Origin of the sequence: Burkholderia metallica, from assembly GCF_902832845.1 — a bacterium.
GTDB classification, from domain to species: Bacteria; Pseudomonadota; Gammaproteobacteria; order Burkholderiales; family Burkholderiaceae; genus Burkholderia; species Burkholderia metallica.
Genome location: NZ_CADFDB010000004.1, coordinates 51,708 through 78,276, shown reverse-complemented (window position 1 = coordinate 78,276; position 26,569 = coordinate 51,708). Strand labels below are relative to the sequence as shown.

At 68.2% G+C, this 26,569-nt stretch carries 26 protein-coding genes; 8 read left to right on the top strand and 18 right to left on the bottom strand.

Features of this window, described 5'->3' with window-relative positions; translation table 11 throughout:
• Nucleotides 1-26: 26 nt before the first annotated feature.
• From coxB to HWX08_RS13160, 3 genes are all read right to left on the bottom strand, one after another.
• Nucleotides 27-1,625, bottom strand: coding sequence for a cytochrome c oxidase subunit II (gene coxB / locus HWX08_RS13170; RefSeq protein ID WP_069257643.1), 1,599 nt, complete (start codon nucleotides 1,623-1,625; stop codon nucleotides 27-29).
• A 57-nt stretch (nucleotides 1,626-1,682) separates the two neighbouring features.
• Complete coding sequence (locus HWX08_RS13165; RefSeq protein WP_069257644.1) at nucleotides 1,683-2,207, bottom strand: DUF2244 domain-containing protein; 525 nt, start codon at nucleotides 2,205-2,207, stop codon at nucleotides 1,683-1,685.
• A 195-nt stretch (nucleotides 2,208-2,402) separates the two neighbouring features.
• Entirely contained in the window at nucleotides 2,403-3,368 is a 966-nt protein-coding gene (locus tag HWX08_RS13160) for a methyltransferase domain-containing protein (RefSeq protein ID WP_174921495.1), read from the bottom strand.
• 81 nt (nucleotides 3,369-3,449) lie between these two features.
• Here HWX08_RS13160 and HWX08_RS13155 point away from each other — a divergent pair, with 81 nt between their 5' ends.
• Both HWX08_RS13155 and trmL read left to right on the top strand, forming a co-directional pair.
• Nucleotides 3,450-4,253 (top strand): ComF family protein, encoded by an 804-nt coding sequence (locus tag HWX08_RS13155; RefSeq protein ID WP_174921496.1) that lies wholly within the window; start codon nucleotides 3,450-3,452, stop codon nucleotides 4,251-4,253.
• Between the two features lie 103 nt (nucleotides 4,254-4,356).
• The gene (gene trmL, locus HWX08_RS13150; RefSeq protein WP_011353282.1) at nucleotides 4,357-4,827 is read left to right on the top strand and encodes a tRNA (uridine(34)/cytosine(34)/5-carboxymethylaminomethyluridine(34)-2'-O)-methyltransferase TrmL; all 471 of its coding nucleotides are present in this window, start codon (nucleotides 4,357-4,359) and stop codon (nucleotides 4,825-4,827) included.
• Between the two features lie 41 nt (nucleotides 4,828-4,868).
• On the opposite strand, the gene HWX08_RS13145 is transcribed toward trmL, so the two are convergent.
• The 5 genes from HWX08_RS13145 to HWX08_RS13125 all read right to left on the bottom strand — a co-directional run bounded on the left by HWX08_RS13145 (nucleotide 4,869) and on the right by HWX08_RS13125 (nucleotide 7,775).
• Nucleotides 4,869-5,393: an O-acetyl-ADP-ribose deacetylase gene (locus HWX08_RS13145; RefSeq protein ID WP_069257648.1), complete on the bottom strand. Its 525-nt coding sequence runs from the start codon at nucleotides 5,391-5,393 to the stop codon at nucleotides 4,869-4,871.
• A gap of 85 nt (nucleotides 5,394-5,478) precedes the next feature.
• Nucleotides 5,479-6,477 carry an NAD(P)H-dependent glycerol-3-phosphate dehydrogenase gene (locus HWX08_RS13140; protein ID WP_174921497.1) on the bottom strand — a complete coding sequence of 333 codons (999 nt, stop codon included), beginning with the start codon at nucleotides 6,475-6,477 and terminating at the stop codon, nucleotides 5,479-5,481.
• A 28-nt stretch (nucleotides 6,478-6,505) separates the two neighbouring features.
• Nucleotides 6,506-6,988 carry a protein-export chaperone SecB gene (gene secB, locus HWX08_RS13135; protein ID WP_011353285.1) on the bottom strand — a complete coding sequence of 161 codons (483 nt, stop codon included), beginning with the start codon at nucleotides 6,986-6,988 and terminating at the stop codon, nucleotides 6,506-6,508.
• A gap of 107 nt (nucleotides 6,989-7,095) precedes the next feature.
• Nucleotides 7,096-7,356 (bottom strand): glutaredoxin 3, encoded by a 261-nt coding sequence (gene grxC / locus HWX08_RS13130; protein WP_069257650.1) that lies wholly within the window; start codon nucleotides 7,354-7,356, stop codon nucleotides 7,096-7,098.
• Nucleotides 7,353-7,775, bottom strand: coding sequence for a rhodanese-like domain-containing protein (locus tag HWX08_RS13125; RefSeq protein ID WP_069257651.1), 423 nt, complete (start codon nucleotides 7,773-7,775; stop codon nucleotides 7,353-7,355). Before HWX08_RS13125 ends, grxC begins: the two co-directional genes overlap by 4 nt.
• A 135-nt stretch (nucleotides 7,776-7,910) precedes the next feature.
• Between HWX08_RS13125 and gpmA the strand changes: the two genes are divergently transcribed.
• From gpmA to HWX08_RS13110, 3 genes are all read left to right on the top strand, one after another.
• Entirely contained in the window at nucleotides 7,911-8,657 is a 747-nt protein-coding gene (gene gpmA / locus HWX08_RS13120; RefSeq protein WP_069257652.1) for a 2,3-diphosphoglycerate-dependent phosphoglycerate mutase, read from the top strand.
• A gap of 277 nt (nucleotides 8,658-8,934) precedes the next feature.
• The gene (locus HWX08_RS13115) at nucleotides 8,935-10,482 is read left to right on the top strand and encodes a S41 family peptidase (protein ID WP_107314119.1); all 1,548 of its coding nucleotides are present in this window, start codon (nucleotides 8,935-8,937) and stop codon (nucleotides 10,480-10,482) included.
• A gap of 105 nt (nucleotides 10,483-10,587) precedes the next feature.
• Nucleotides 10,588-11,340 (top strand): HesA/MoeB/ThiF family protein, encoded by a 753-nt coding sequence (locus HWX08_RS13110; RefSeq protein WP_174921498.1) that lies wholly within the window; start codon nucleotides 10,588-10,590, stop codon nucleotides 11,338-11,340.
• Nucleotides 11,341-11,412: 72 nt separating this feature from the next.
• Here the strand turns inward: HWX08_RS13110 and ptsP are convergent, their stop codons facing one another.
• From ptsP to HWX08_RS13075, 7 genes are all read right to left on the bottom strand, one after another.
• Nucleotides 11,413-13,185, bottom strand: coding sequence for a phosphoenolpyruvate--protein phosphotransferase (gene ptsP / locus HWX08_RS13105; protein ID WP_069258078.1), 1,773 nt, complete (start codon nucleotides 13,183-13,185; stop codon nucleotides 11,413-11,415).
• 201 nt (nucleotides 13,186-13,386) lie between these two features.
• A complete protein-coding gene (locus HWX08_RS13100; protein WP_006477716.1) occupies nucleotides 13,387-13,656 on the bottom strand; it encodes an HPr family phosphocarrier protein in 270 nt (89 codons plus the stop codon).
• Nucleotides 13,657-13,729: 73 nt separating this feature from the next.
• Nucleotides 13,730-14,200 carry a PTS sugar transporter subunit IIA gene (locus tag HWX08_RS13095; RefSeq protein ID WP_069257655.1) on the bottom strand — a complete coding sequence of 157 codons (471 nt, stop codon included), beginning with the start codon at nucleotides 14,198-14,200 and terminating at the stop codon, nucleotides 13,730-13,732.
• Nucleotides 14,201-14,430: 230 nt separating this feature from the next.
• Entirely contained in the window at nucleotides 14,431-15,387 is a 957-nt protein-coding gene (gene gshB / locus HWX08_RS13090; RefSeq protein WP_069257656.1) for a glutathione synthase, read from the bottom strand.
• A gap of 26 nt (nucleotides 15,388-15,413) precedes the next feature.
• On the bottom strand, nucleotides 15,414-16,703 hold the full coding sequence (gshA, locus tag HWX08_RS13085; protein WP_069257657.1) for a glutamate--cysteine ligase: 1,290 nt from the start codon (nucleotides 16,701-16,703) through the stop codon (nucleotides 15,414-15,416).
• 246 nt (nucleotides 16,704-16,949) lie between these two features.
• Nucleotides 16,950-18,458, bottom strand: a complete 1,509-nt coding sequence (locus tag HWX08_RS13080; protein ID WP_069257658.1) for an ammonium transporter — start codon at nucleotides 18,456-18,458, stop codon at nucleotides 16,950-16,952.
• Between the two features lie 37 nt (nucleotides 18,459-18,495).
• Complete coding sequence (locus HWX08_RS13075; protein ID WP_027789049.1) at nucleotides 18,496-18,834, bottom strand: P-II family nitrogen regulator; 339 nt, start codon at nucleotides 18,832-18,834, stop codon at nucleotides 18,496-18,498.
• Nucleotides 18,835-19,189: 355 nt separating this feature from the next.
• Between HWX08_RS13075 and HWX08_RS13070 the strand changes: the two genes are divergently transcribed.
• Entirely contained in the window at nucleotides 19,190-19,441 is a 252-nt protein-coding gene (locus tag HWX08_RS13070) for an accessory factor UbiK family protein (RefSeq protein WP_006489451.1), read from the top strand.
• A 328-nt stretch (nucleotides 19,442-19,769) separates the two neighbouring features.
• Nucleotides 19,770-21,413, top strand: a complete 1,644-nt coding sequence (locus tag HWX08_RS13065; protein ID WP_174921499.1) for a YifB family Mg chelatase-like AAA ATPase — start codon at nucleotides 19,770-19,772, stop codon at nucleotides 21,411-21,413.
• Between the two features lie 332 nt (nucleotides 21,414-21,745).
• On the opposite strand, the gene HWX08_RS13060 is transcribed toward HWX08_RS13065, so the two are convergent.
• Nucleotides 21,746-22,318 (bottom strand): hypothetical protein, encoded by a 573-nt coding sequence (locus HWX08_RS13060; RefSeq protein ID WP_174921500.1) that lies wholly within the window; start codon nucleotides 22,316-22,318, stop codon nucleotides 21,746-21,748.
• A gap of 160 nt (nucleotides 22,319-22,478) precedes the next feature.
• On the opposite strand from HWX08_RS13060, the gene HWX08_RS13055 reads away from it, so the two are divergent.
• Entirely contained in the window at nucleotides 22,479-23,012 is a 534-nt protein-coding gene (locus HWX08_RS13055) for a TlpA disulfide reductase family protein (protein ID WP_174921501.1), read from the top strand.
• A gap of 97 nt (nucleotides 23,013-23,109) precedes the next feature.
• Here HWX08_RS13055 and HWX08_RS13050 read toward each other — a convergent pair whose 3' ends face one another.
• Both HWX08_RS13050 and HWX08_RS13045 read right to left on the bottom strand, forming a co-directional pair.
• Nucleotides 23,110-24,465 carry a sigma-54-dependent transcriptional regulator gene (locus HWX08_RS13050; protein ID WP_174921517.1) on the bottom strand — a complete coding sequence of 452 codons (1,356 nt, stop codon included), beginning with the start codon at nucleotides 24,463-24,465 and terminating at the stop codon, nucleotides 23,110-23,112.
• 94 nt (nucleotides 24,466-24,559) lie between these two features.
• Nucleotides 24,560-26,569, bottom strand: coding sequence for a sensor histidine kinase (locus HWX08_RS13045; RefSeq protein ID WP_174921502.1), 2,010 nt, complete (start codon nucleotides 26,567-26,569; stop codon nucleotides 24,560-24,562).

Here is a 26,569-nt window from a genome sequence, read left to right as displayed (position 1 = left end):
AATACGTCGACTAACTCAGCGACACGTCAAGCCGCCGGACCGATCTCGACACGCCGGGCTTCCTTCGCGTCCGCCCCGCCCGTGATCGTTTCCGGCTTTTTGAGAATAATGTGGTCTTCCGCCACGCCTGCTGCCTTCAGCGCGTCGCGCACGGCTTGCGCGCGATGCTTCGCCAGTTCGGCGTTCGCGTCGGCCGAGCCCGTCTTGTCGGTAAAGCCCGACAGCGCGAGCTTCGCGTCCGGATGTGCCTTCGCATAGTCGGCCGCGGCGGCGATCGCCGCCTTCGCATCGGCCGGCAGCGTGCTCTTGCCCGTCTCGAAGTAGATCGTCGACAGGGCGGCCGAGGCCGACGCTGCCGCCGGCTGCTCCGCGCCCGACGCAGCCTGCGCCGGTGCGGAAGCGGCTTGCTCCGGTGCGGCTGCCGCCGCGCCGGCCGCGTCTTCCGGCATCTTGCCGTTACGCGCGTCGGCCACTTGCTTCGGCTGCAGCAGGTCGTTCTTGTGGTTGCCCCACGAATTGCGCTCGTACGTGATGACCGACGCGATGTCGAGATCCGACAGCGACGCCCACGACGGCATCGCACCCTTGCCGTGCAGCACGCGCTCGACGTGGCCGGCGATCGGGCCGTTCACGATCGGGCTGCCGTCCATGGCCGGGAACGCGCCGAGGCCCTTGCCGCTCACCTGGTGGCAGGCCGCGCAGTTCGCCTTGTAGACTTCCTCGCCGTGCGCGACGAGTTCGGCCATCGTGTAGACCTTGTTCGGGTCGACTGCGGCGCTGGCCAGCTTGGCCTTCTGCGCGGTGACCCACTTCGCGTAGTCGTCATCCGACAGGACTTCGACGACGACCGGCATGTACGCGTGTTCCTTGCCGCACAGCTCGGTACAGAAACCGCGGAACGTCCCGACCTTGTCGGCCTTGAACCACGTGTCGCGCACGAAGCCGGGGATCGCATCCTGCTTCACGCCGAACGCGGGCACGTACCACGAGTGGACGACGTCGTTCGCGGTCGTGATGATGCGGATCTTCTTGTTGACCGGCACGACGAGCGGGTTGTCGACTTCCTGCAGATAGGTGTCGGTGATCGGCTTCTTGCCCATCACTTCGTCGCGCGGGGTGCTGAGCGTCGACAGGAAGCCGATGCCCTCGCCCGGGCCCTTCACGTAGTCGTAGCCCCACTTCCACTGGTAGCCGGTGACCTTGATCGTGAGATCGGCGTTCGTCGTGTCCTTCATCGCGACGACGGCCTTCGTGGCCGGCAGCGCCATCAGCACGACGATGACGAACGGCACGATCGTCCAGATGATCTCGACGGTCGTGCTTTCATGGAAATTGGCGGCCTTGTGGCCCTTGGATTTGCGGTGCGCGAAGATCGAATAGAACATCACGCCGAACACGCCGACGAAGATCACCGTACACAGGATCAGCATCATCGTGTGGAGATCGTAGAGCTCCTCGGCGATCTTCGTGACCGGCGGCTGAAAGTTGATCTCGTTGACGCGGGGGCCGCCCGGGCTATCACCGACCGCCAGGGCGGCACCGGCAAAGAGCAATCCGCTGCATGCCAGCACGCCCGTGAGGGCTCGCTTGATTGTTTTCATAGCATCCTTACCCAAAATTTCCATTCAAACCCTCCCCCGTCGCAAGCCGCCGGCCGGTATCCGGCCGGTGCCCGCGCCTCGTCAGCCGCAGCGCCTGAGCGATACGCGCAGTTCGTCGGCGAACTGCGCGCGCTTGTACTGCGCGAGATGCTGCCCGATTACGACGGTCTGCCCGCGCGATACCAGCCGAATCGGATCGCGTGGCGTCGCACCCGGCTCGACCCGCACCCAGCGCGGGTTGAATTCGATCTGCGTGAGCCGCTCCGCATCCATCCGCTCGATCACGAGCCGGTGCGGATACAGCCTGATGCGTTCGTAATCGACCGCATGGCGAGCATAGATCGCAAATGCGACACCCACAGCCAGCAACTCGATTCCGGTGAAGGGCATGACGAGCCAGGCCCCCCGCCACATCAGCAGTGTTGCGATCACCAGCGAGAAGCCCGCGAGCGACGCGTAAAACAGCATGAACTGGCGCGGCGACGCCGAACAATTGCGTTTCATGAGCCAGTCTTCGAGGACCGGCTCGTCGTTCGTCGTCTCCGCCAAAACCCTCGCTGCTCCCATCGCCGCCTCACGCGAATGGCATGCGATGCATGCCTGCATCGGACTCGTCGCCCCGTATTGCGGGGACCCCGGGACGACAAGCTGACGCATTATAGGCGGGTTCAATGGCATCCACAAGCAAGCGACTATCGGCCCGCGAGCCAAGCGCGACAAGCTTTCCGGCCATTTCAGGCGCCAATTCGACCCCGCTTTGCGCTGCTAATTTCAGACATAACAAAACCCCTCTTTACCGCTTTACCGATTCTTCGGACGGCCCTTTCCGATGTCCTCGATGCGCACGATCCCGTGCCCTTCGGCGGTCGTGCGCGGCACGGCCTTCCACGCGTGGCCGTAGATCACTTCGAATGTGAGCGGAATCGTGCCGTCCTCGCGCCGGCGCGCGTCCAGCGCGTCGCCGAGCGCCGCGCGAAAGCGCCGCCCCGCGTGCTGCGGCGCCGTCCGCTCGAACGGATAGGCGCCCCAGCGGCGCACGTCGGCCAGCAGGGAATCGGGGGATTTGTAGGTGACGGTCAGCACTTCCTGGTCCATCACGGGAATCTCGAAGCCGCTCTCGACGAGCATGTCGCCGAGGTCGTGCATGTCGACGAAATCGATCACGCGCGCGGCGGGCGGCGCGTTGCCGAGCGCCGCTTCGGCGTCCGCGCAGGCCGCGCGCAGTTCGCGCAGGGTATCGGGGCCGAGCGTGCTGAACATCAGCAGCCCGTTCACGCGCAGCACGCGCTGCCATTCGGGCAGCACCGCGTCCGGGCGCGAATGCCAGTGGAGGGCGAGATTCGACCAGACGAGGTCAAACGCGCCGCCGGGGAACGGCAACGCGGCGAAATCGGCCTGCGCGACGCGCGGGCCGCGCTGGCCCAGCGCACGGCCGAGCGACGCCGGCAGCCAGCGGCGCCAGCTCGTCTGCTCGACCTCGCGCTGGCCGGCCCGCGCGAGCATCGTGCCGGACAGGTCGACGCCGAATACGGGCGCCTCCGGAAAGCGCGCGCGCAGCGCCGGCAGGTCGTCGCCCGGGCCGCAGCCCGCGTCCAGCACGGCTGTGGGGCTCACCTTGATGTATTCGAGGCGCTCGTTCATCCGCTGCGCGATCTCGCGCGGCAGGAACGCGACCGCATCGAACGTGGCGGCACGGCGGTCGAAGATCCGCCGCAGGCGCCTTGCGTCATTGGCCGGACGGCCGGTTGAAGTCGAAGCTGGGGACATGTCGGGCACACTGGCGAAGAGCCCGAAGTATACTCGCTCGCCCCGCGGGCTTCATTGAGGCGGGGTGTCAGGAGTGTTGCGATGATCCGTCGTTCCGCCCGACGCACGATGCGCGTCGCTTTGTCGCAGGTTGTTGCGCTGGCCGCGCGCGTCGCCGCGCTCGCGCTGCCGAATCGCTGCGCACTGTGCGGCAATTTGTCACACGCCGTGATGTGCAACGCTTGCGACGCCGCGTACTGGAACGAAGCGCGGCTGCGCTGCGACGTCTGCGCGCTGCCGCTCGGCGCCGGCCCATCGCGTTCGCAGCCGTCCCGCGGCATGCGCGCCGGTGCCGGCCGAGCGGCCGCCTACCGTTGCGACGCGTGCCGCACGGCGCCGCCGCCGTTCGATGCGACGCTGGCGCTGGCGGATTACCGCGCGCCGCTGGATGCGCTCGCGCGCGGCCTGAAGTTTCACCGGCAACTCGCGCTCGGCAGCGAATTCGCCGCGCGACTCGCGCGGTTGATCGACGATACGCCCGGCGCCGGCGGCTTCGACCTGGTCGTGCCGGTGCCGCTGTCGTCCCGGCGGCTCGTCGCGCGCGGCTATAACCAGGCGTGGTCGATCGCGCGCCCGCTCGCGCGGCGGCTCGGCGTGCGCGCGGATGCGGCGCTGCTCGCGCGCGTCGCCGACACCGCGCCGCAGTCGCGGCTCGACCGGCGCGCCCGGCACGACAACGTGACGGCGGCATTCGCGGTAACAAGTGCGGTCGCCGGCCGCCACGTCGCGCTCGTCGACGACGTGATGACGTCCGGCGCGACGCTCGAGGCCGCCGCGCACGCGCTGAAGGCGGCGGGCGCCGCACGCGTGACGAATCTGGTTGCGCTGCGCACCGCCAGGGATTAATTAGATAGAGAGGCCCGCCGCCCGTACACGGCGGCGGCCGTCACGAACCGGCCGGCCCGGAGCGCGCGTTGCGTCGCCCCGTCCGGCCCAGCCAGACAGAAACATGTTCAACGTCGTCCTCGTCGCCCCCGAAATTCCGCCGAACACCGGCAACGTGATCCGCCTGTGCGCCAACACGGGCGCGCGCCTGCACCTGATCGAGCCGCTCGGCTTCCCGCTCGACGACGCGCGGATGCGCCGCGCCGGCCTCGACTATCACGAGTATGCGCAGATGCGCGTGCACCGCGACTGGGACGCATTCGTCGCGGCGGAAACGCCCGATCCCGCCCGGATGTTCGCATTCACGACGCGCGGCTCGGGCCGCTTCCACGATCACGCGTTCCTGCCGGGCGACTGGTTCGTGTTCGGCTCGGAAACGCGCGGCCTGCCCGCCGAACTGCTCGAACGCTTTCCGAACGAACAGCGCGTGCGCCTGCCGATGCGGCCGGACAACCGCAGCCTGAACCTGTCGAACACGGTCGCGGTGGTCGTGTTCGAGGCGTGGCGCCAGGCCGGCTTCGAAGGCGGCGCCTGACGCGCGAGCCACCCTGCCCGCGGTGCGGAACGCGGGATGCATCACGCCCGCGCGAGCCGCGCGCGATACAGGTCGTAGATGTCGGGGGAAAAGCACGCGAACACCACGCGTGCGAGATTCGGCGCCTGCGGCAGCATTTCGGCGACGGTGCCCACCGCGATGTCGACGGCGTCGCCCACCGGATAGCGATACACGCCGCAGCTGATCGCGGGGAACGCGATCGACGTCGCCGCCACCTCCTCGGCCAGCTCGATCGCGCGCCGGTAGCACGACGCGAGCAGTTCGGGCTCGCCGCGCCCGCCGCCGTACCAGACGGGCCCGACCGCATGGATCACGTAGCGCGCCGGCAGCGCGTGGCCGCGCGTGAGCTTCGCGTCGCCGGTCGCGCAGCCGCCGAGCGTGCGGCATTCGGCAAGCAGGCCGGGGCCGGCCGCGCGGTGGATCGCGCCGTCGACACCGCCGCCGCCGAGCAGCGAGCCGTTCGCGGCGTTGACGATCGCGTCGACATCGAGCGTCGTGATGTCGACGACCTGCGCATCGAGCGTGGTGGAATGGATCCGCAGCATGACAACCTCCCGGAACGCCGGAGACGGTTCAAGCGTAGCGCGCTTTGACGCCGCGCGCCCGCGGCGAACCCGGCGCCGGGCCGCGCTATTCGGCGCGCGCGTCGCGCCGCAGCAGGCCGCTGACGGCGTCGCGCGGCGCGATGCCGTCGAACAGCACGCCGCACACGGCTTCGGTGATCGGCATTTCGATCGACTGCGCGCGCGCGATGGCCAGCACGGCCTGCGCGCAGCGCACGCCTTCGGCCACGTGGCCGAGCGCGCCGAGGATATCGTTCAGCGTGCGGCCGGCCGCCAGTTGCAGGCCGACCGTGCGGTTGCGCGACAGGTCGCCCGTAGCGGTGAGGATCAGGTCGCCGAGGCCAGTCAGGCCCGTGAAGGTTTCCGCGCGACCGCCGAGCGCGACGCCGAGCCGCGACATTTCGGCGAGGCCGCGGGTGATCAGCGCGGCGCGTGCATTCAGCCCGAGGCCGAGGCCGTCGGCAATGCCGGTCGCGATCGCGAGCACGTTCTTCACCGCACCGCCGACCTCGACGCCGACCACGTCGTCGCCCGTATAGATGCGCATCGCGCCGTGATGGAACGCGGCGAGCGTGCGTTCGCGGCATTCGGCGGACGCGCTCGCCACCGTCAGCGCGACGGGCAGCGACTGCCCGACCTCGCGCGCGAAGCTCGGGCCCGACAGCACGCCGTTGCTCTGCTGTTCGGGCAGCTCGGCCGCGATCACCTGATGCGGCAACAGATGCGTGTCGGCCTCGAAGCCCTTGCAGACCCAGACGACGTGCGCCGGCACGCAGCCGGCGTCGCGCATCGCGTGACACAGCGTGCGCAGCCCGGCCACGGGCGCGGCGATCACGCACAGCGCGTCGTCCGCGGCGCCATGCGCGAGCGCGGCGCCGAGATCGGCGTCGTAGCGCAGCGCGTCAGGCAGCACGATGCCGTCCAGATAGCGGGAATTTTCGTGCCGGGCCTGCAGCCCGGCGATGAGCGCGGCGTCGCGCGCCCATAGAAGCGTGTCGTGCCGCGCGGCCAGATGGCCCGCGAGCGCGGTGCCCCACGCACCGGCGCCGAGAACGGCTACTTTCATACCCAGCACCGGTCCTCCGAGGGAATCGTCAGTTCAGCGTCGTGCCGTTCGGCGCGCCTGCGGCGGCGCCGGCTTGCTGCTGAAGCTGCGCGAGGCGCTGCTCGTACAGCGCCTGGAAGTTGATTTCCGCCAGGTGGATCGGCGGGAAGCCCGCACGCGTGATCGCGTCGGCGATGTTCGAGCGCAGGTACGGGAACAGGATCGTCGGGCAGGCGATGCCGACGAGCGGGTCGAGCTGTTCGTCCGGAATGTTGCGGATGTCGAAAATGCCGGCCTGCTTCGCTTCGATCAGGAACGCGACCTTGTCCTTCACCTTCGCGGTGACGGTACCCGACACGACGACTTCGAACACGCTTTCCGCGAGGCGGTCGGCCTTCACGTCGACCTCGACTTCAACCGAGGGCATGTCCTGCTCGAGAAAGATCGCCGGAGAATTCGGCTGCTCGAGCGACATATCCTTCAGGTAGACGCGCTGGATGTTGAAGAACGGTTGGTTTTCGACGTCGGACATGGTGTTTCCCTAAAAGTGGTAACGGGGCGGCCCGGCATGTCGCCGGCCGCCACGGATGAATCCTGCGCGCCCAAGCCGCGGCGCGGCCGGCGGCCATTCTGCCCTAATCAGGCTGCTTGCAGAAGCGGGAGGAGGCCGCCGTCGCGGTCGAGCTTCGACAGATCGTCGTAGCCGCCGACGTGCGTGTCGCCGATATAGATCTGCGGCACCGTGCGGCGCCCGGTGCGCGTCATCATTTCATCGCGGCGGGCCGGATCGCGGTCGATCAGCACCTTCTCGATCTGCTCGACACCGCGCAGCTTCAGCAGGCGCTCGGCCTGAATGCAATACGGACACACCTGCGTGCTGTACATCAAAACCTTGTTCACTTCGCCACTCCTTGTTTGACGACCGGCATCCCGGCCTGCTGCCAGGCGGCCACGCCGCCCTCGAGCACGTGCACCTCGGCGTAGCCCGCCGCCTCGACCTCGCGCGCCGCCTTCTGCGACTGCTGGCCGTTCTGGCAGACGAGCAGCACCGGCGTGCTCTTGTTCTTCGCGATCTGCGCAATTTTCGCGCCGATCTCGCCCGCCGCGACCTGGCGCGCCGACGGCAGATGGCCGGCCGCGAAATCGGGTGCGGCGCGCACGTCGATCACGACCGCGTTGCGGCGGTTGATGAGTTGCGTCGCCTCGGCGGCGGACAGGCCGCCACGGCCGCGGCGCAGCGCGGGCCAGGCCAGCAGACCGCCGGATACCACCAGGATCGCGATAAGGGCCAGGTTGGTGTAATCGGTAAAGAACGTCACGGAATTCCGCCGGAAAAAGAGAAATCGGATGAGGACAATCCCGCCATTATAAAATAACCGTCTTGCGCGATGGCGGGCCCCCGGTCGGGTTCCGCGCGACGCGCCCCGCTTCCTTCACTACCGACCGCAAGATCCATGTACAAACTCGTTCTCATCCGCCACGGCGAATCGACGTGGAACAAGGAAAACCGCTTCACCGGCTGGGTCGACGTCGACCTTACCGAACAGGGTCGCAACGAGGCCTACCAGGCCGGCGAACTGCTCAAGGAGGCCGGCTACACGTTCGACATCGCATACACGTCGGTGCTCAAGCGCGCGATCCGCACGCTGTGGCACGTGCAGGACAGGATGGACCTGATGTACCTGCCGGTCGTCCACTCGTGGCGCCTGAACGAGCGTCACTACGGCGCGCTGTCGGGCCTGAACAAGGCGGAAACGGCCGCGAAGTTCGGCGACGAACAGGTGCTCGTGTGGCGCCGCAGCTACGACACGCCGCCGCCCGCGCTCGAGCCGACCGACGAGCGCGCGCCGTTCAACGACCCGCGCTACGCGAAGGTGCCGCGCGAGCAGCTGCCGCTCACCGAGTGCCTGAAGGACACGGTCGCGCGCGTGCTGCCGCTGTGGAACGAGTCGATCGCGCCGGCCGTGCGCGCCGGCAAGCAGGTGCTGATCGCCGCGCACGGCAACTCGCTGCGCGCGCTGATCAAGTACCTCGACGGTATCTCGGACAGCGACATCGTCGGCCTGAACATCCCGAACGGCGTGCCGCTCGTGTATGAACTCGACGAGAACCTGAAGCCGATCCAGCACTACTACCTCGGCGACCAGGAAGCGATCGCGCAGGCGCAGGCCGCCGTCGCGAAGCAGGGCAAGGCGGGCTGACGCGCGCCGGCCGGGTGAGCCGGGTGAGCCTGGGATGCCGCGCCCGGCGCGGCGCGCCCGGCCCCGGCGGCGGCCCGGCCACCGCGCGAACCTTCGCGCCCCCGGTGCTGTCGAATCCGCTTTCGAACCCGCAGCGCACCCGGCGGTGCCCCGCCGGGCCGGCTCCGGACCCTTTCGACGCTTTTCGCGCCGTTCCACTGAGTCATCGGACGAACAGTTATACTTGTCCGCTCCATCCCCGCTACCGCCACGCGCTTCCCGACCGCACCAGATCTCTATGCGAATGAAATTGAAGAACATCGGCCTGATTGCCGCGGGCCTCGCCACGGGCGTGTTCGCCACGCTGCAGGTTTCCGCATCGGCCGAGCAGACCGCCACGGCGCCGCTTCCCCTCGACCAGCTCCGCCTGTTCGCGGAAGTATTCGGACAGATCAAGCGCGAGTACGTCGAACCGGTCGACGACAAGAAGCTGCTGACGGCCGCGATCAAGGGCATGGTGTCGAGCCTCGACCCGCACTCGTCGTTCCTCGACAAGACCGACTATGACGAGCTGCAGGAGCAGACGAAGGGCCGCTTCGCGGGTCTCGGCATCGAGATCTCGCAGGAAGACGGGCTCGTCAAGGTGATCTCGCCGATCGAGGACACGCCCGCGTTCCGCGCCGGCATCCGTCCGGGCGACCTGATTACCCGCATCAACGACAAGCCGGTGCGCGGCATGACGCTCGACAAGGCCGTCAAGCAGATGCGCGGCGAGCCGGGCACGAAGGTCACGCTGACGATCTTCCGCAAGAGCGACGACCGCACGTTCCCGGTCACGGTCACGCGCGCGATCATCAAGGTCCAGAGCGTGAAGATGAAGATCCTCGATCCGGGCTATGCCTACATCCGGATCACGAGCTTCCAGGAACGCACGACGCCGGATCTCGCCGCGAAGCTGCAGGACATCGCGCGCCAGCAGCCGAACCTGAAGGGCCTCGTCCTCGACCTGCGCAACAACGGCGGCGGCCTGCTGCAGAGCGCGGTCGGCGTGGCCGGCGCGTTCCTGCCGCCCGACTCCGTCGTCGTGTCGACCAACGGCCAGATCGCCGATTCGAAGCAGGTCTACCGCGATACGTACGACAACTATCGCCTGCCGTCCTTCGACGGCGATCCGCTGAAGAACCTGCCGCCGGTGTTCAAGACCGTGCCGATGATCGTGCTGACGAACGCCTACTCGGCCTCCGCGTCGGAAATCGTCGCCGGTGCGCTGCAGGATTCGAAGCGCGCGCAGATCATGGGCAAGACGACGTTCGGCAAGGGTTCGGTACAGACGGTGCGCCCGATGACGGCCGACACCGCGCTGCGCCTGACCACCGCGTACTACTACACGCCGAGCGGCCGTTCGATCCAGAACAAGGGCATCACGCCGGACGTGCCGGTCGATCAGTATGCGGACGGCGATCCGGACGACGTGCTCGTGACGCGCGAGGTCGATTATTCGAACCACCTCGCGAACACGCAGGATCCGAACGAGAAGAAGGAACAGGAAGATCGCGAGCAGCGCCGGATGGATCAGCTGCGCATCCTCGAAGAGCAGAACGACAAGAAGACGCCGGAGCAGCGCCAGAAGGATCGCGATCGCAAGCCGATCGAGTTCGGCAGCGCCGACGACTTCATGATGCAGCAGGCGCTCAACAAGCTCGAAGGCAAGCCGGTTCAGGAATCGAAGTCGCTGCTCGCCGAGAGCACGAAGAATCCGGGCGGCAAGGCCGCTGCCGCGTCGAAGGCATCGGGCGCTACCGCAAAGCCGGCTTCCGCACCGAAGCCCGCGTCGGCACCGAAGTAAGCGCCGGCCGGCATCCGACGGGCCATCGCGGGAAGACCGCGATGGCCCGTTTTTCATGCGCGCCTAAAATAACGACACGTCCGCCCGCCTCGCCCACGACTCCCCATGAACGACGATCAACTCCTTCGCTACTCCCGTCACATCCTCGTCGACGAAATCGGCATCGAGGCGCAGCAGCGCTTTCTCGATGCGCATGCGATCGTCGTCGGCGCGGGCGGCCTCGGCTCGCCCGCCGCGATGTACCTCGCGGCATCGGGGGTCGGCACGATCACGCTCGTCGACGCCGACACGGTCGACCTCACGAACCTGCAGCGGCAGATCCTGCACGTGACGGCATCGGTCGGCCGCAGCAAGGTCGAATCGGGGCGCGACACGCTCGCGCAGTTGAATCCCGACGTGCAAGTGAATGCGGTCGCCGCGCGCGTCGACAATGCGTGGCTCGACACGCACGTACCGCGCGCGACCGTCGTGCTCGACTGCACCGACAACTTCGCGACGCGACACGCGATCAACCGCGCGTGCGTCGCGCACGGCGTGCCGCTCGTGTCGGGCGCCGCGCTGCGCTTCGACGGCCAGATCAGCACGTTCGACTTTCGCGATGCGGCCGCGCCCTGCTATGCGTGCGTGTTTCCGGAAGACCAGCCGTTCGAGGAAGTCGCGTGCGCGACGATGGGCGTGTTCGCGCCGACCGTCGGGATCATCGGCGCGATGCAGGCGGCCGAGGCGCTGCGCGTGATCGGCGGTATCGGCAAGACCCTCAACGGGCGGCTGATGATGCTCGATTCGCTGCGGATGGAATGGACGACGATGAAAATCGCGCGCCAGGCCGACTGCCCCGTGTGCGGCGGCCGGCACTGACGCGCGACGCGCATGCGCCCGGCGGCGCATGCTTGGTGACACTTCGCAACATTTAACGGCGGCGCCGGAGCGTCAGGCAGCAGCGTCCGCCCGCGGCTCCGCGACCGACAGCCGCTGCAGCGCGGCCTGCACTTCCTCCGGCTCGAACGCGGCGAGCACGTCGGCCGTCGGCTTTTCGAGCGCCTTCAGGTGCGCGCGCAGGATCTCCTGCTTCACGACCAGCAACTGGCTCGGGTGCATCGAGAACTCGGTCAGCCCCATCCCGAGCAGCAGGCGCGTGAGCGCCGGATCGCCGGCCATCTCCCCGCACACCGACACGGATACGCCCGCGCGCTTCGCTTCGCGCAGCGTATAGGCGATGAGGTGCAGCACGGCCGGGTGCAGCGGGTCGTACAGGTGCGCGACCGCGTTGTCGGCGCGGTCGATCGCGAGCGTGTACTGGATCAGGTCGTTCGTGCCGATCGACAGGAAATCGAACCGCTTCAGGAACAGCGGCAGTGCGATCGCCGCGGCCGGAATCTCGATCATCGCGCCGATCCGCACGTTCGGGTCGTACGCAAGCCCCGCGTCGTCGAGCTGGCGCTTCGCTTCGCGGATCAGGTCGAGCGTCTGGTCGATTTCCTGCGCATGCGCGAGCATCGGGATCAGGATCTTCACCTGGCCGAACGCGGACGCGCGCAGGATCGCCCGCAGCTGCGTGAGGAACATCTGCGGCTCGGACAGGCTCCAGCGGATCGCACGCAGGCCGAGCGCCGGGTTCGGCGCCGTTTCATAGCCTTCGTCGAGCGCCTCGAGCGGCTTGTCCGCGCCGACGTCGATCGTGCGGATCGTCACCGGCATGCCCTTCATCCACTCGACGGCCCGCTTGTACGCGGCGAACTGCTCCTCCTCTTCCGGCATCTCCTTCTGATGCATGAACAGGAACTCCGAGCGGAACAGCCCGACGCCGACCGCACCGGCCTCGACGGCCGCCTTCGCGTCGTCGGGCAGCTCGATGTTCGCGTACAGATCGATCTTGGTGCCGCACAGCGTTTGCGTCGGCGAGAACTTCAGGCGCTGCAGCTTGCGTTGCTCCAGCAGCTTCTCGGACTGCCGGTACGAATATTCCTCGAGGACGATCGGCGCCGGATCGACGATCACGATGCCCTGGTCGCCGTCGACGATGATCAGGTCGTCCTGGCGGATCAGCGCGCTCGCGTGCTGCACGCCGACCGCGGCCGGAATGCCGAGGCTGCGCGCGACGATCGCCGTGTGCGACGTGCGCCCGCCGAGATCGGTGACGAATGCCTGAAACGACTGCGACTTGAACTGCATCATGTCGGCCGGCGCGATGTCGTGCGCGACGACGATCATCTCGTTCGTGCCGTTCTTGGCCGCGCGGTCGAGTGCCTGCGACGCGGACGGCGCGCCGGCGAGCGCCTTCAGCACGCGCTCGACCACCTGCTCGATGTCGGCCTTGCGCTCGCGCAGGTATTCGTCCTCGATGTCGTCGAAGTGGCGCGTGAGCAGCTCGAGCTGCTCGGTCAGCGCCCACTCGACGTTGTAGCGGCGCGTGCGGATCAGGTCGATGGTTTCCTGCACGAGCATCTCGTCGCTCAGGATCATCGTGTGGACGTCGATGAAGGCGGCGACTTCGCTCGGGGTGTCGTCGGTCAGGTCGGCGCGCAGCGCTTCGAGTTCGTGATGCACGACCTCGAGCGCCGTGCGGAAGCGCTCGACCTCGGCATCGATCTGGTTCGCGTCGACCAGGTAATGGGCGACGTCGAGCGCGGCCGGCGCGATCAGATACGCTCGCCCGATCGCGATACCACGTGAGACGGGAATGCCATGCAGCGTGAAGGACACGCGCACCTCCTCTGTACAAGTAAAGCCGCGGCACACTGCTGCGATGCGCTTATGACCCCGGTTAGTGATTATAAATTCCGCGACTCCCCGCTGGCTGCATGCACCGCAGCATTGCGCATTCCGCATCAATGCTTCAGACGAAAAAAATGCCGCGAAGATCGCGGCATTCCGGCTGAAAACGGCAACGATCCCGCGCGGCGATCACTGGCCTTCGCCGAACTTGTCGGCGATCAGCTTCAGCAGTGCGTCCATCGCTTCGCGCTCGTCGGGCCCTTCGGTCTCGATCGTCACCGTGCTGCCGATGCCCGCCGCCAGCATCATCACGCCCATGATGCTCTTCGCATTGATCTTGCGCCCGTTGCGTGTCATCCAGACTTCCGACTGGAAGTTGCCGGCCAGTTGCGTAAGCTTGGCCGATGCGCGCGCATGGAGCCCCAATTTGTTGACGATGGTGGTTTCTTGTTGAAGCATGATTCTCGGTCGGGTCGGTCGGGGCCGCCGGCGGCGCGCGTCGGCGGAGCGGTCTAAAACGGAAAACGGTGGCTCAGTGCGACTCGGTGCGCGGCTGCGGTTCGGGCGGAATCGGCGCGCATTGGCCGCAGCCGGTTTCGGACGGCGGCGGCGGCGTGCCGGCCGATACCTCGTGGACGCCCTTCGCGCCGCCGGACAGCGCCTTGTCGACCAGCTTGTCGAGCGGCACGGTGCGGTAGCAGACGGCCCGCACGAGCATCGGCAGGTTCACGCCCGCCAGCACCCGCACGTTGTCGATCTTGGCCAGCTGGCCCGCGATGTTCGCGGGCGTCGCGCCGTACATGTCGGTCAGCACGACCACGCCGTTGTCTTCCTTGAGCCGCGCGAGTTCCGCGTGCGCGAACGCCATCACCTGGGTCGGATCGCTGTCCGCCATCACGTCGATACAGCCGATGCGGGCAGGCACGCCGCCATAGATGTGCGCGATGCAGTCCCGCAGCGCGGTGGCGAGCGGGGCGTGCGCGATGATCAGAATCCCGGCCATGTCAGATCGCTCCCGGCCGCCCCTGGCGGGCCGACGCCCCGCGGCGGGGCAATGAGCGTAGCGAGTGTGGGGAACGTTTCATGTTCAGCCTTGCAACAGTGTCGGCCCGACCGCCGGGCCTTCGGTGCGCGATCGCGGCACCGGACAAGCGGGCATTGTAGCAGGCCGGTCAAGCTGCGCCGGCGACGGGGGACCTGCGCGGCCGCCGCCGGAGTTGCGCGGGAGACGGCCTACGCGGCCGCACGCTCCAGCGCGTCGATGAACATCGCGGCGACGTCGAAGCCCGTCTGCTCCATGATCTCGCGGAAGCACGTCGGGCTCGTGACGTTCACCTCGGTCAGCCAGTCGCCGATCGCGTCGAGCCCGACCAGCAGCAGCCCGCGCGCCGCGAGCACGGGCCCGAGCGTTTCGGCGATCTCGCGATCGCGCGCGGTCAGCGGCTGCGCGACGCCGAGCCCGCCCGCCGCGAGATTGCCGCGCACCTCGCTGCCCTGCGGAATCCGGGCGAGCGAATACGGCACCGGCTCGCCGCCGATCAGCAGGATGCGCTTGTCGCCGGCCTTGATCTCGGGGATGAATTTCTGCGCCATCACCGAGCGCGTGCCGTCGTGGCTCAGCATCTCGATGATCGAACCGAGGTTCATGCCGTCCGGCTTCACGCGGAACACGCCCATCCCGCCCATCCCGTCGAGCGGCTTCAGGATCACGTCGCCGTGCTCGGCGTGGAACGCGCGCAGCCGTTTCGCATCGCGCGTGACGAGCGTCGGAGCGACGAACTGCGGAAACTCGCCGATCGCGAGCTTCTCCGAATGGTCGCGGATCGACTGCGCTTTGTTGAACACGCGCGCGCCGGCGCGCTCGGCCAGCTCCAGCAGCCAGGTCGACGTCACGTATTCCATGTCGAACGGCGGATCCTTGCGCATCAGCACCGCGCCGAACGATTCGAGGCGGCGCGCGTCGACCGGGCCGGCTTCGTACCACGTCTCGCGATGCAGGTCGTCCGCTTCGCCGACGAACGTGATGCGCCGGACGTCGGCCTCGACGGCCGAACCCGTCCACGCGAGGTGGTTCGGCTCGCATGCGTACACCGCGTGCCCGCGGCGCGCGGCCTCGGCCATCATCGCGTAGGTGGAATCCTTGTAGATCTTGAAGCGCTCGAGCGGGTCGGCGATGAAGAGAATGTCCATGAGGTCCTGTACGTAGCGAAGGTCCGTTACACCTGGATGGCTTCGGGGTCGGTCTTTTCCAGTTCGATCGACGACGCGATCAGCGACAGCCGCGCGACCACACCGTACATGTAGAAACGGTTCGGCGGCGCGGCGCCCGGCTTGGCGCCCGCATCCGGCAGCGCGGTGTGCTCGAAGCCGAGCGGCACGTAGTGCATGCCGGGGGCGTTCAGGTTCTGGTCGCGCTCGCGGCCGCCGTGCGTGCGGTAGAAGCCGCCGACCACGTAGCGGTCGATCATGTACACGACGGGCTCCGCGACTTCGTCGCCGACGCGCTCGAACGTGTAGACGCCTTCCTGCACGATCACGTCGCGCACCGCGAGGCCGGCCTTCGACTCGGCCATCTGTGCGCGCTCGGCCTTCGACATGCGGCCGATCTCGGCCGCGTCGTGCACGGTCATCACGCCGCGCCCGGCGGTACCCGCGTCGGCCTTCACGACGACGTACGGCTTCTCGCTGATCCCGTATTCGCGGTACTTGCGCGCGATCTTCTTCAGCACGCCGTCGATCGCATCGGCGAGCGCCTGCTCGCCTTCATGCGCCTGCCAGTCGACGCCTTCCACATGCGCGAAATACGGATTCACCATCCACGGATCGACGCCGACCATCTTCGCGAACTTCTTCGCGACGTCGTCGTAGCACGCGAAGTGCGTGGACTTGCGGCGCACGGCCCAGCCCGCGTGCAGCGGCGGCAGCAGGTACTGCTCGTGCAGGTTTTCCAGCACGGCCGGGATGCCGGCCGACAGGTCGTTGTTCAGCAGAATCGAGCACGGGTCGAAATTCTTCAGGCCGAGGCGGCGCTGCGAACGTTCGAGCGGTTCGAGCACGATCTTCTGGCCGTCGGCCAGCGTGATCGGCGTCATGTCGGTGATGCTCGGGTCGAGCGAGCCGAAGCGCACGTTCAGGCCGGCCTGACGCATGATCGTCGCAAGCCGGGCGACGTTTTCGAGGTAGAACGCGTTGCGGGTCGGCAGCTCGGGAATCACGAGCAGGTTCTTCGCGTCCGGGCAGATCTTCTCGATCGCGGCCATCGCGGCCTGCACGGCGAGCGGCAACACTTCGGACGGCAGATTGTTGAATGCGCCGGGAAACAGGTTCGCATCGACGGGCGCCAGCTTGAAGCCGGCATTGCGCAGGTCCACCGAACAATAGAACGGCGGGGTATGTTCCTGCCATTCGAGCCTGAACCAGCGTTCGATCGCAGGCGTCGCGTCGAGGATCTTCTGCTCGAGTTCGAGCAGCGGACCGTTCAACGCGGTAACGAGGTGGGGAACCATGAATCACTCGCGAGCGGGAGAATGAAGATTGTAGAGCAATTGCCCTGCCCATTTGGGGATTGTTCCCGGCTTCGCAAGGGTTTTGAGGAAGTTTTCGGCTATTGACCCGATAGCGCGAAGGGTTATGCGCTCCCGCAGCGAATGACGGGAGAAAAAAAATGCCCGCCGGGTGGGGCGGGCCGAAGTCGCTGCGCTCATTCAGGGCGGGCGCCGTCGTCGCGGCGGCCCGCCGGTCATCCTTGTGACTTATTCGACGTGCTCGCCGTGCAGGATCACGTCGAGGCCTTCGCGCTCCTCTTCTTCCGACACGCGCAGGCCCATCGTCAGGTCGATCACCTTCAGCAGCACGAAGCTCAGCACGCCGCTGTAGACCAGCGTGATCACGACGCCCTTGGCCTGCAGCAGCAGGCTGCCGTCGGCGCCGCCGATGTCCTTGACCGCGAACACGCCGGTCAGCAGTGCGCCGAGAATCCCGCCCACGCCGTGCACGCCGAACGCGTCGAGCGAATCGTCGTAGCCGAGCTTCGACTTGAGCCACGTCGCCGACCAGAAGCACACGACGCCGGCCGCGATGCCGATCACGAGTGCGCCCGCCACACCGACGAAGCCGGCCGCCGGCGTGATCGCGACGAGACCCGCGACCGCGCCCGATACGATGCCGAGCACCGACGGCTTGCCCTTCGCGATCCACTCGGCAAACATCCAGCCGAGCGCCGCGCAGGCCGTCGCGACTTGCGTCGTCAGCATCGCGAAGCCGGCACGGCCGTCAGCCGCGACCGCCGAACCCGCGTTGAAACCGAACCAGCCGACCCACAGCATCGAGCCGCCGATCATCGTCAGCACGAGGTTGTGCGGCGCCATCGATTCGCGACCGTAGCCGACGCGCTTGCCGAGCACCAGGCACGACATCAGGCCCGCGATACCGGCGTTGATGTGCACCACCGTGCCGCCCGCGAAGTCGAGCACGCCGTCGGCCGACAGCCAGCCGGTCGGCTCCCACACCATGTGCGCGATCGGCACATAGACGATCAGCGACCAGAGCGTCATGAACACGAGCATCGCCGAGAACTTCATCCGGTCGGCGAACGCGCCGCAGATCAGCGCCGGCGTGATGATCGCGAACGTCATCTGGTAGACGAAGTAGACCGATTCCGGAATCGTCGTCGCGAGATGGCTGACCGTCAGCGTCGTCGCCTTGTCGCCCTTCACGTAGTTCATCCCGTGCAGGAACGCGCGCGACAGGCCGCCGATGAAGCCGTTGCCCGGCGTGAACGCGAGGCTGTAGCCGACCACCGTCCACAGCACCGTGATCAGCGCGGTGATCGCGAAGCTCTGCATCACGGTCGCGAGCACGTTCTTCTTGCGGACCATGCCGGCGTAGAACAGCGCGAGGCCCGGGATCGTCATGAACAGCACGAGCGCGGTGGAGGTCAGCATCCACGCGGTGTCGCCCGAGTTGATCTTCGACGAATCGACGGAGAACGGTGCGGTCGGTGCGGCGGGGGCGGCCGGTGCCGAAGCGGCGGCGGCAGCCGACGCGTCGGTGGCGCCCGAGGCCGGTGCGGCGGCAGCGGCGGATGCGTCGGTCGCGGCCGGCGCCGAAGCGGCCGGCGCGGCGGCCGCCGACGCGTCGGAAGCCATGGCGGCTGGCGCGGATGCAGCCGCGGCCGACGCCGCGTCATCGGCGAGCGCGGGGCCGACACCGGCCGCGATCAGCGAGCCGGCCATCAGCAGGGACATCAGAAGTTTGCGCATCTTGGTTTTCCTCTTCTCGCTTGTCTTGTCTGTTCTGTTACAGCGCGTCTGCGCCGGTCTCCCCGGTGCGAATCCGGATCACCTGTTCGATCGCCGTGACGAAGATCTTGCCGTCGCCGATCTTGCCGGTGCGTGCGGCCCGCTCGATCGCCTCGACCGCCTGGTCGACGAGATCGTCGGACACGGCTGCCTCGATCTTCATCTTCGGCAGGAAATCGACCACGTATTCGGCGCCGCGGTACAGCTCGGTGTGCCCCTTCTGGCGCCCGAACCCTTTCACCTCCGTCACCGTGATGCCCGAGACGCCAAGCGCCGACAGCGCTTCGCGCGTCTCATCGAGCTTGAACGGCTTGATGATTGCGGTAATGAGTTTCATGAAGTCCTCTCGCTGGGTTGTCCCGTCGAAGTGATTGGAATGTTGTAACGGACTCTTCTCAGCAACTCGCATGCCATGTCGGTTCGAGCACCGTTTCAAAAGGCTTCATCACGGGGTCGCATCGTCCGATGAAAGGTGCGGAAGCCCGGCCGAATGGCCAACGTGGCCCGGTTTGCTGGCGCGGCGAAAGGATCGTTGCTAGAGTGCACGCACGTCCCGGATCGCCGGGCCATTCACCCATGCGGGCGCCATGCCCGGAATTCGCGCCGTCGGCGCACCATTTCCGGTCATGCGTGCATCATGGGCACGTACGCAACTGAAGATGCACATTTTTTGTGCAAAGAAGGGGAATCACATGAAGCAACCCAGCGACGTTTTCAATGATCTGCAGTCGCGCGTCAGCGACCTGCTGAAAAACTCGCCGGCCAAGGACGTCGAGCGCAATGTGAAGGCCATGCTGTCGCAAGGCTTCTCGAAGCTCGATCTCGTCACGCGCGAGGAATTCGACACGCAGGCACAAGTGCTCGCCCGCACCCGCGTGCGCCTCGAGGAACTCGAAAAGCGCGTCGCGGAACTCGAGCAGAAGCTCGCCGCACCGCAAGCCTGACGCGCCACCCGGCCGCAAGGTCCGGGCGCGGGCCGCCTCGCGCGGCTCGCGCCCGCCGCCTCGAAATCCTGGGGCACGGGTGAACTGAAGCCGTCCACGCGCTTCGTCGTCCATCGTTTTCCGCAGCACCGCAGCTCTTCGCCGCACCCCGTTCTTCGTAGCACCTCCGCTCTTCGTAGCACCTCCGCTCTTCGCAGCACCCCGCTCTTCGCAGTCCCTCGTTCTTTTCCCGCGCCACGCCGGCAAGCGCGCACCGATTCCTCCGATTCCCGCGGCATGCGGCCCCGAACGGCCGTCGTCCGTCCGCCTCGCTTACAGGAGCCTCGCCATGTCGCTCGCCGTGGTGCGCAGTCGCGCGCCCGCCTCCGGCCGTGCGCCGGACGTCACCGTCGAAGTCCATCTCGCCAACGGGTTGCCGTCGTTTTCCATCGTCGGCCTGCCCGATCTCGAAGTGCGCGAAAGCCGCGAACGCGTACGCGCCGCGCTGCAGAACTGCGGCTTCGAATTCCCGGTGCGGCGCATCACCGTCAACCTCGCGCCGGCCGACCTGCCGAAAGAATCCGGGCGATTCGACCTGCCGATCGCGCTCGGCATCCTCGCCGCCAACGGCCAGATTCCGGCCGATGCGCTGGCCGGCCGCGAATTCGCGGGCGAGCTGTCGCTGACGGGCGCGCTGCGGCCAATGCGTGGCGCGTTCGCAATGGCGTGCGGGGTGGCGCGCGATCGGCAGGTTGCACAAGACGGCGCGGCTGCCGGTTTGCGCTCCGTCTCACCGTCCGGTTCGGACTCCGGTTCGGACGACAGCGGCCGCGTGGCCGGCCCGGCGCCGGGTGCCGCCGTCGCGTCGAAGGCCCCCGAGCTGTATCTGCCGCTCGAAAGCGCCGCCGAGGCCGCGCTCGTGCCGGGCGTCACCGTGTTCGGCGCGCCCGACCTGCCCGCGCTGTGCGCGCACCTCGCCGATGCGCCGGACGGGCGGCTCACGCCGGTCGCGGCGCCGTGCCTCGACGGCCTGCCGGTGCCGGCCGCCCCCGATCTGGCCGACGTGGTCGGGCAGCGCGGCGCGCGCCGCGCGCTGGAAGTCGCGGCCGCGGGCGGCCATCACATGCTGATGATCGGGCCGCCGGGAGCCGGCAAGTCGATGCTGGCCGCGCGGCTGCCGGGCCTGCTGCCGCCGCTGACCGACGACGAGGCGCTGACGTCGGCGGCGCTCCTCTCCGCGAGCCGCCTCGGCTTCTCGCCCGCGCAGTGGCGCCGCCGGCCGTTCCGCGCGCCGCACCACTCGTCGAGCGCGGCCGCGCTGGTCGGCGGGCGCAACCCGCCGCAACCGGGCGAGATCACGCTCGCGCACCTCGGCGTGCTGTTCCTCGACGAACTGCCGGAATTCGACCGGCACGTGCTCGAGATGCTGCGTGAGCCGCTGGAGGCCGGCCGCATCACGATTTCCCGCGCGGCCCAGCAAGCCGACTTTCCGGCCGCGTGCCAATTGATCGCCGCGATGAACCCGTGCCCGTGCGGCTGGCATGGCGATCCGTCCGGGCGCTGCCGCTGCTCGCCGGATGTCGCCGCGCGCTACCTGCGCAAGCTGTCGGGGCCGCTCGTCGACCGCATCGACATCCAGATCGACCTGCCCGCGCTGTCGCCGGCCGAGCTGGCGACGCGCGCATCGGCCCCCGGCGAGCCGAGCGCCGCGGTGGCAGCGCGGGTCGCGCGGGCGCGCACGTTGCAGCTCGATCGGCAGGGCAAGACGAATCACATGCTGAGCGGCCGCGAGACCGACGACCTGTGCCGGCCGACCGACGAAGGCGAACGGCTGCTGCGCGAGGCCGGCGAGCGCTTCGGCTGGTCGGCGCGCGCGTATTACCGCGTGCTGAAGGTCGCCCGGACGATCGCCGATCTGGCCGGCGACCCGCTGCCGACGGCCGCGCAGATCGCGGAAGCGATCCGCTACCGGCGTGCGCTCACGGCGCTCTGAATGCCCTGGAAGGACAAAATCCGGCTGTCAAGACTTGACTTATGCACAATTCCACGAATCCGGCCCCGGATTGGGACGCGGCGGGGTCTTTGCGGCACGGAATCCGTATCTCCTTGTTTTGATTGAATTTTATCAAACCTCGAGCGGGCGGCCAAACGGGCCGGAAGGCCGTCCGGCGAGGCTCGGCGGGAAATCCGTGCTACTTGTCAACAAAGTTATCCACATGCGCTGTGGATAGTCAAAAAAACCTCGCAAAATCCGGCGACTAGCGTCGAAAGCTGCGAATGAACTTTCAGTTGTCACAGTGTGTCGGCGGCCGATGTCGGCCGCCGTCAGTCGAGTTTGAACGACCCGAAAAACTGGTCGAGCTGCTCCTGCGCGAGCGGCCCGTCGGCGATCACGACGGCCTGGTACGCATGCCGGCCGCGCGCGGCGAGGCGAGCGACGATCGTCTTGTGCGCGTGGTCGCCGCCGGCGGCCGCGCCCGCGATGCGCAGTTCGAGCCCGTTCACCGCGCCGCCGGCGGCGAGCGGCACGGGCACCGAAGCCGTCTGCGGCGCGCCTTCGAGGTTGCGGGACAGCCCCGCGCGCAGGAATTCGAGCGCCGCGCGGCGCGTGTCGTCGCGGTCGTCGGGCAGCGTCAGCGTGCCGACCGCGAACACCGCGCCGTCGACGTGCGCGGCCTGCATCCGCATCGGCATCGGCGCGCCGCCGATCGCCACCGGCTGCTCCTCGACGGTCGGCTTCGCCGGCAGGTCGATGGTGTAGCCGGCGTCGTTGTGCAGCGTGCGCCAGTCGTACGACGGCGAGCACGCGGCCAGCGCGACGCTCGCGCACGCAAGCGCGGCGAAGTGTCGCAGTGGACGAAAAAGGGGGCGCAACGAAACGGTGACTTCCTTCGGCATGGCGTGGATCGGGCAGGCAAAACGCGCATTATCCGCCGAACGTGAAACCGGGGATGGGTGACCGCCGTCGGTGCGTAACCCGCATTCGCGCTAAAATGAGCGCCGAATTTCGATGTCCTTCGCTTTGATCCGCGTCATCGACCGACTCCGAGAGCACCAGATGAACACCACGCCTCCCGCCCGCCGCAGCGCCGGCCCCGTCCGCTACATCGTCGCCGCCGTCGTCGTCGCGGCGATCGCCGTCGCCGGCCTCTTCGCGTTCAACGGCAAGTCCAGCGTGCCGGACGCGACGTTCACGCTGCTGTCGGGCCAGAAAGTCTCGACCGCCGGCGACCTGAAAGGCAAAGTCTATCTCGTCAACTTCTGGGCGACGAGCTGCGCGACCTGCATGCAGGAAATGCCGCAGATGGTCGAGACCTACAACCGCTTCAAGGGCCAGGGGCTGGAATTCGTCGCGGTCGCGATGAACTACGATCCGCCGATGTACGTCGCGAACTACGCGCAAACGCGCCAGCTGCCGTTCAAGGTCGCGCTCGACGACGGCAGCGCCGCGAAGCAGTTCGGCAACGTGCAGCTCACGCCGACGACCTTCGTCGTCGACAAGGACGGCAAGATCCTGAAGCGCTACGTCGGCGCGCCGCAGTTCGCGGAACTCGACGCGCTGCTCAAGAAGGCGCTCGGCAACGCGGCCTGAGCGCCGCGGCATCCGGATCGAAGGGCCGCATCCGGCGCCCTTCCCGCCACGACGGACCGCACGACCGGGCAACCCGGTTCCGCGGTCCGTCTGCTTTTCAGCGCTCGGATTCGCCTTTCGCCGACAGCCCGTAGCGCTTCATCTTCTCGTACAGCGTCGCCTTGCCGACATGCAGCCGGTCGGCCGTCGCGGCGACCGCACCGCCCGTCTGGTTCAGCGCCTCGGCGATCACCGCGCGCTCGAACTGCTCGATGCGCTCCTTCAGCGTCTGCTCGTTGTCGGCCGCGTCGCCGCTTGCGCCCGTCTCCTGCGGCATGTCGGCCACGCCGAGCACGAAGCGGTCGGCCGCGTTGCGCAGCTCGCGCACGTTGCCGGGCCAGTCGCGCTGCATCAGGCTCGCGCGCTGCCGGTCGGTCAGCACCGGCGCGGGCCGCGCGTAACGCACGGCCGCATCGAGCATGAAGTGCTCGAACAGCGGCACGATGTCCTCGCGGCGCTCGGCGAGCGGCGGCAGCGCGATCGTCACGACGTTGAGCCGGTACAGCAGGTCGCGCCGGAACGTGCCGGCGGCGACGAGCTCGCTCATGTCGCCCTTCGCGGCCGCGACCACGCGACAGTTCACGCGGATCGGCTGGTTCGAGCCGAGCCGCTCCAGCACGCCGTCCTGCAGCACGCGCAGCAGCTTCACCTGCAACGCAAGCGGCATACTTTCGATTTCGTCGAGAAACAGCGTGCCGCCGGACGCGTATTCGAGCTTGCCGACGCGGCGCTTCGCGGCGCCGGTGAATGCGCCTGGCTCGTAGCCGAACATCTCGGATTCGAACATCGGCTCGGGCAGCGCGCCGCAATTCACCGCGATGAACGGCTTGTCGCGGCGCGGCGACAGCTCGTGCAGGCTGCGCGCGATCAGTTCCTTGCCGGCGCCGGTGTCGCCGTTGATCAGCACCGACGCGTCGGTCGGCGCGACGTTCGCGATCAGCTTGCGCACCTGCTCGATCGCCGGGCTGCGGCCGATGATGCGCGGCGCGACGACGTTCTGCCCGGCCAGCTCGCGCCGCAGCGCGTGATTCTCGAGCACGAGCTCGCGGCGCTCGAGCGCGCGGCGCACCGTCTCGATCAGGCGCTCGGCCGCGAACGGTTTTTCGATGAAGTCGTACGCGCCGTCGCGCATCGCCTGCACGGCCATCGAGATGTCGCCGTGCCCGGTGACGAGGATCACCGGGACGTCGGGCACACGCTCGCGGCACTGCGCGAGCACGTCGAGCCCGCTCGCGCCGGGCAGCCGGATGTCGCTGACGATCACGCCGGCGGTATCGGCGACGATCGCCTTCTCGGCCGCTTCGGCCGACTCGAAGCCGGCGACGTCGAAGCCCGCCAGCTGAAGGCTCTGCACGCTCGCCCGGCGAACGAGCGCGTCGTCTTCGATATAGATCACTTGCAGCCGGTTGGCCATCGTACTCACTTGCTCCTGACGGGCCGCGCGGCGGCAGCGCGCGCGGCGTCGTTGATACCGATCGTGCGCCGATCGGGCGGGCGGCGTGGCGCGCCTAGCGCGAGCCCGCCGGCTCGGACACGGAGTCCGGATGATGCGTGCGGGCGCGGCGCAGCGTCAAGACGAACAGCGCGCCGCCCGACGGCGCGTTGCGCGCGGTCAGTGCGCCGCCCGCGTCGCTCGCGATCGACGACGAGATCGCGAGGCCGAGCCCGAGCCCGCGCCCCATTTCCTTGGTCGTGAAGAACGGCTCGAACAGGCGCGGCAGCAGGTCGGGCGCGATGCCGCAGCCGTTGTCGCGCACCTCGACCGCGAGCGTCGCGGCCGACACCGCGATCGTCACCTCGATCGCGGGCGCCGCCACGCCGGCGACCGCGTCGAGCGCGTTGCCGAGCAGGTTGATCAGCACCTGTTCGAGGCGCAGATCCTCGCAGCGCGCGACGAGTTCCGGATAGTCGCGCGCCAGGTCGAGCGGCGCGTCGTGCGCGGGCGACACGGTCGCGTCCTGCAGCGTCAGCGTGAGCGCGACGCCGCGCAGCCGCTCGGCGAGCAGCGACAGCACGCTGCGCAGCGCGCGCACGACGAGCGCCTGCTCGTTGCGCGGCTTCGCGCGGCCGACGAACAGTTTCAGCTGGTTCGTGATCTTGCCCATTCGCTCGGTGAGCGCGGCGATCGCCTCGAGGTTCTCGCGCGCGGCCGCCTGCTCGCCGCGGTCGAGCAGCACGCGCGTGTTGTCCGAGAAGCTGCGCAGCGCCGCGAGCGGCTGGTTCAGTTCGTGCGTGATGCCGGCCGCCATCTGGCCGAGCGCGGCAAGCTTGCTCGCCTGGATCAGCTCGTCGTGCGCGGCGCGCAGCTCCTGCTCCGCGCGGATCCGGTCGCCGACTTCCTTCTGCAGTTGCACGTTCGCTTCCGACAGGTCGGCCGTGCGCTCCTCGACGCGCCGGTTCAGCTCCGCGTACGCCTGCTGCAGCAGCGCGCGGCCGCGGATCATTTCACGCACGCGCGCGCGACGCATGCGCCAGTAGAACGCGAGCAACGCGACCGACACGAAGCCGAAACCCGTGACGATCGTCGCGTTGCGCGCATCGGCGTCGACGGGCGCGATCGGCGCGAGCGTGACGAGCAGCCAGTCGGGCTCGCCGATCCGGCGCTTGCTGGCGAGAAAGCGCGGCGCGCGCAGGCCCGGGCCCAGGCGCACGATTTCCGCATCGGCGCCGAGCACCTGCTCGATGCGCAGCGGCAGCGGCGTGACGGGCTGCTGCGCGTACTGGCGCGTCTCATAGATCGACGCGGCGACGGGGCCCGTGAGCGGGCGCAGCGTGTGGTACTTCCACACGGGCACCGACGACAGGAACACGACACCGTGGTCGTCGACGACGACGAGCGGCTCGGACGCATCGGCCCCCTGGAACCATTCGAGGTTGAGCTTGACGACGACGACGCCCGCGATTTTGCCGTCGCGCCACACCGGTTGCGAAATGTAGTAGCCGGGATCGCGCGAAATCGTACCGATCCCGAAGAAGCGGCCGACCCGGCCGTTCATCGCGTCGAGGAAATACGGGCGGAAACGGTATTCGATCCCGACGAAGCTGTCGGGCGCGCGCCAGTTGCTGGCGGCGACGCACAGGCCGTCCGCACCGATCACGTAGGTGACGGTCGCGTGCGCATGTTCGTTGAGATCTTCGAGATAGCGGTTGACGCGCGCGGTGTAGTCGGCGCGTTTCGGCTCGGCGAGCAGGTCCTGCACGTACGGGTGGCTGCCGAGCAGATAGGGCAGCGATTCGTAGCGGTCGAGCGTGCTCTTGAGCGCGTTGGTGGTGCGATCGACCCGCACCGCCGCGTTGCGCTGCAGCTCGGCGATGCCGCGCCGCCAGGTGATCGTCCACGTCAGCGTGCACGCCGCGGCGAGCGCGGCGGCAAGCACGACGAGAATGAGCAGACGGCGCGTCACGGTCGAGGCTTCCTGGCGATGCGGATCGCCTATTGTGTCATAGGCCTCAACCGCCCTGCCCCGAACCCCGCGGCCCGCGCCGCCGGCGGGCGGTACCGCCGCCTGCTCCTTCAT

What these genes read in the sequence shown, in the direction of transcription:
- HWX08_RS13050 (WP_174921517.1), bottom strand. Translation starts at nt 24,465, where the DNA reads ATGGCCAACCGGCTGCAAGTGATCTATATCGAAGACGACGCGCTCGTT.
- HWX08_RS13165 (WP_069257644.1), bottom strand. Translation starts at nt 2,207, where the DNA reads ATGCAGGCATGCATCGCATGCCATTCGCGTGAGGCGGCGATGGGAGCA.
- HWX08_RS13100 (WP_006477716.1), bottom strand. Translation starts at nt 13,656, where the DNA reads ATGCTTCAACAAGAAACCACCATCGTCAACAAATTGGGGCTCCATGCG.
- HWX08_RS13070 (WP_006489451.1), top strand. Translation starts at nt 19,190, where the DNA reads ATGAAGCAACCCAGCGACGTTTTCAATGATCTGCAGTCGCGCGTCAGC.
- HWX08_RS13045 (WP_174921502.1), bottom strand. Translation starts at nt 26,569, where the DNA reads ATGAAGGAGCAGGCGGCGGTACCGCCCGCCGGCGGCGCGGGCCGCGGG.
- HWX08_RS13075 (WP_027789049.1), bottom strand. Translation starts at nt 18,834, where the DNA reads ATGAAACTCATTACCGCAATCATCAAGCCGTTCAAGCTCGATGAGACG.
- HWX08_RS13055 (WP_174921501.1), top strand. Translation starts at nt 22,479, where the DNA reads ATGAACACCACGCCTCCCGCCCGCCGCAGCGCCGGCCCCGTCCGCTAC.
- gpmA (WP_069257652.1), top strand. Translation starts at nt 7,911, where the DNA reads ATGTACAAACTCGTTCTCATCCGCCACGGCGAATCGACGTGGAACAAG.
- HWX08_RS13115 (WP_107314119.1), top strand. Translation starts at nt 8,935, where the DNA reads ATGCGAATGAAATTGAAGAACATCGGCCTGATTGCCGCGGGCCTCGCC.
- HWX08_RS13065 (WP_174921499.1), top strand. Translation starts at nt 19,770, where the DNA reads ATGTCGCTCGCCGTGGTGCGCAGTCGCGCGCCCGCCTCCGGCCGTGCG.
- trmL (WP_011353282.1), top strand. Translation starts at nt 4,357, where the DNA reads ATGTTCAACGTCGTCCTCGTCGCCCCCGAAATTCCGCCGAACACCGGC.
- HWX08_RS13095 (WP_069257655.1), bottom strand. Translation starts at nt 14,200, where the DNA reads ATGGCCGGGATTCTGATCATCGCGCACGCCCCGCTCGCCACCGCGCTG.
- HWX08_RS13080 (WP_069257658.1), bottom strand. Translation starts at nt 18,458, where the DNA reads ATGCGCAAACTTCTGATGTCCCTGCTGATGGCCGGCTCGCTGATCGCG.
- HWX08_RS13145 (WP_069257648.1), bottom strand. Translation starts at nt 5,393, where the DNA reads ATGCTGCGGATCCATTCCACCACGCTCGATGCGCAGGTCGTCGACATC.
- HWX08_RS13155 (WP_174921496.1), top strand. Translation starts at nt 3,450, where the DNA reads ATGATCCGTCGTTCCGCCCGACGCACGATGCGCGTCGCTTTGTCGCAG.
- secB (WP_011353285.1), bottom strand. Translation starts at nt 6,988, where the DNA reads ATGTCCGACGTCGAAAACCAACCGTTCTTCAACATCCAGCGCGTCTAC.
- HWX08_RS13060 (WP_174921500.1), bottom strand. Translation starts at nt 22,318, where the DNA reads ATGCCGAAGGAAGTCACCGTTTCGTTGCGCCCCCTTTTTCGTCCACTG.
- HWX08_RS13160 (WP_174921495.1), bottom strand. Translation starts at nt 3,368, where the DNA reads ATGTCCCCAGCTTCGACTTCAACCGGCCGTCCGGCCAATGACGCAAGG.
- gshB (WP_069257656.1), bottom strand. Translation starts at nt 15,387, where the DNA reads ATGGACATTCTCTTCATCGCCGACCCGCTCGAGCGCTTCAAGATCTAC.
- gshA (WP_069257657.1), bottom strand. Translation starts at nt 16,703, where the DNA reads ATGGTTCCCCACCTCGTTACCGCGTTGAACGGTCCGCTGCTCGAACTC.
- coxB (WP_069257643.1), bottom strand. Translation starts at nt 1,625, where the DNA reads ATGGAAATTTTGGGTAAGGATGCTATGAAAACAATCAAGCGAGCCCTC.
- HWX08_RS13140 (WP_174921497.1), bottom strand. Translation starts at nt 6,477, where the DNA reads ATGAAAGTAGCCGTTCTCGGCGCCGGTGCGTGGGGCACCGCGCTCGCG.
- HWX08_RS13110 (WP_174921498.1), top strand. Translation starts at nt 10,588, where the DNA reads ATGAACGACGATCAACTCCTTCGCTACTCCCGTCACATCCTCGTCGAC.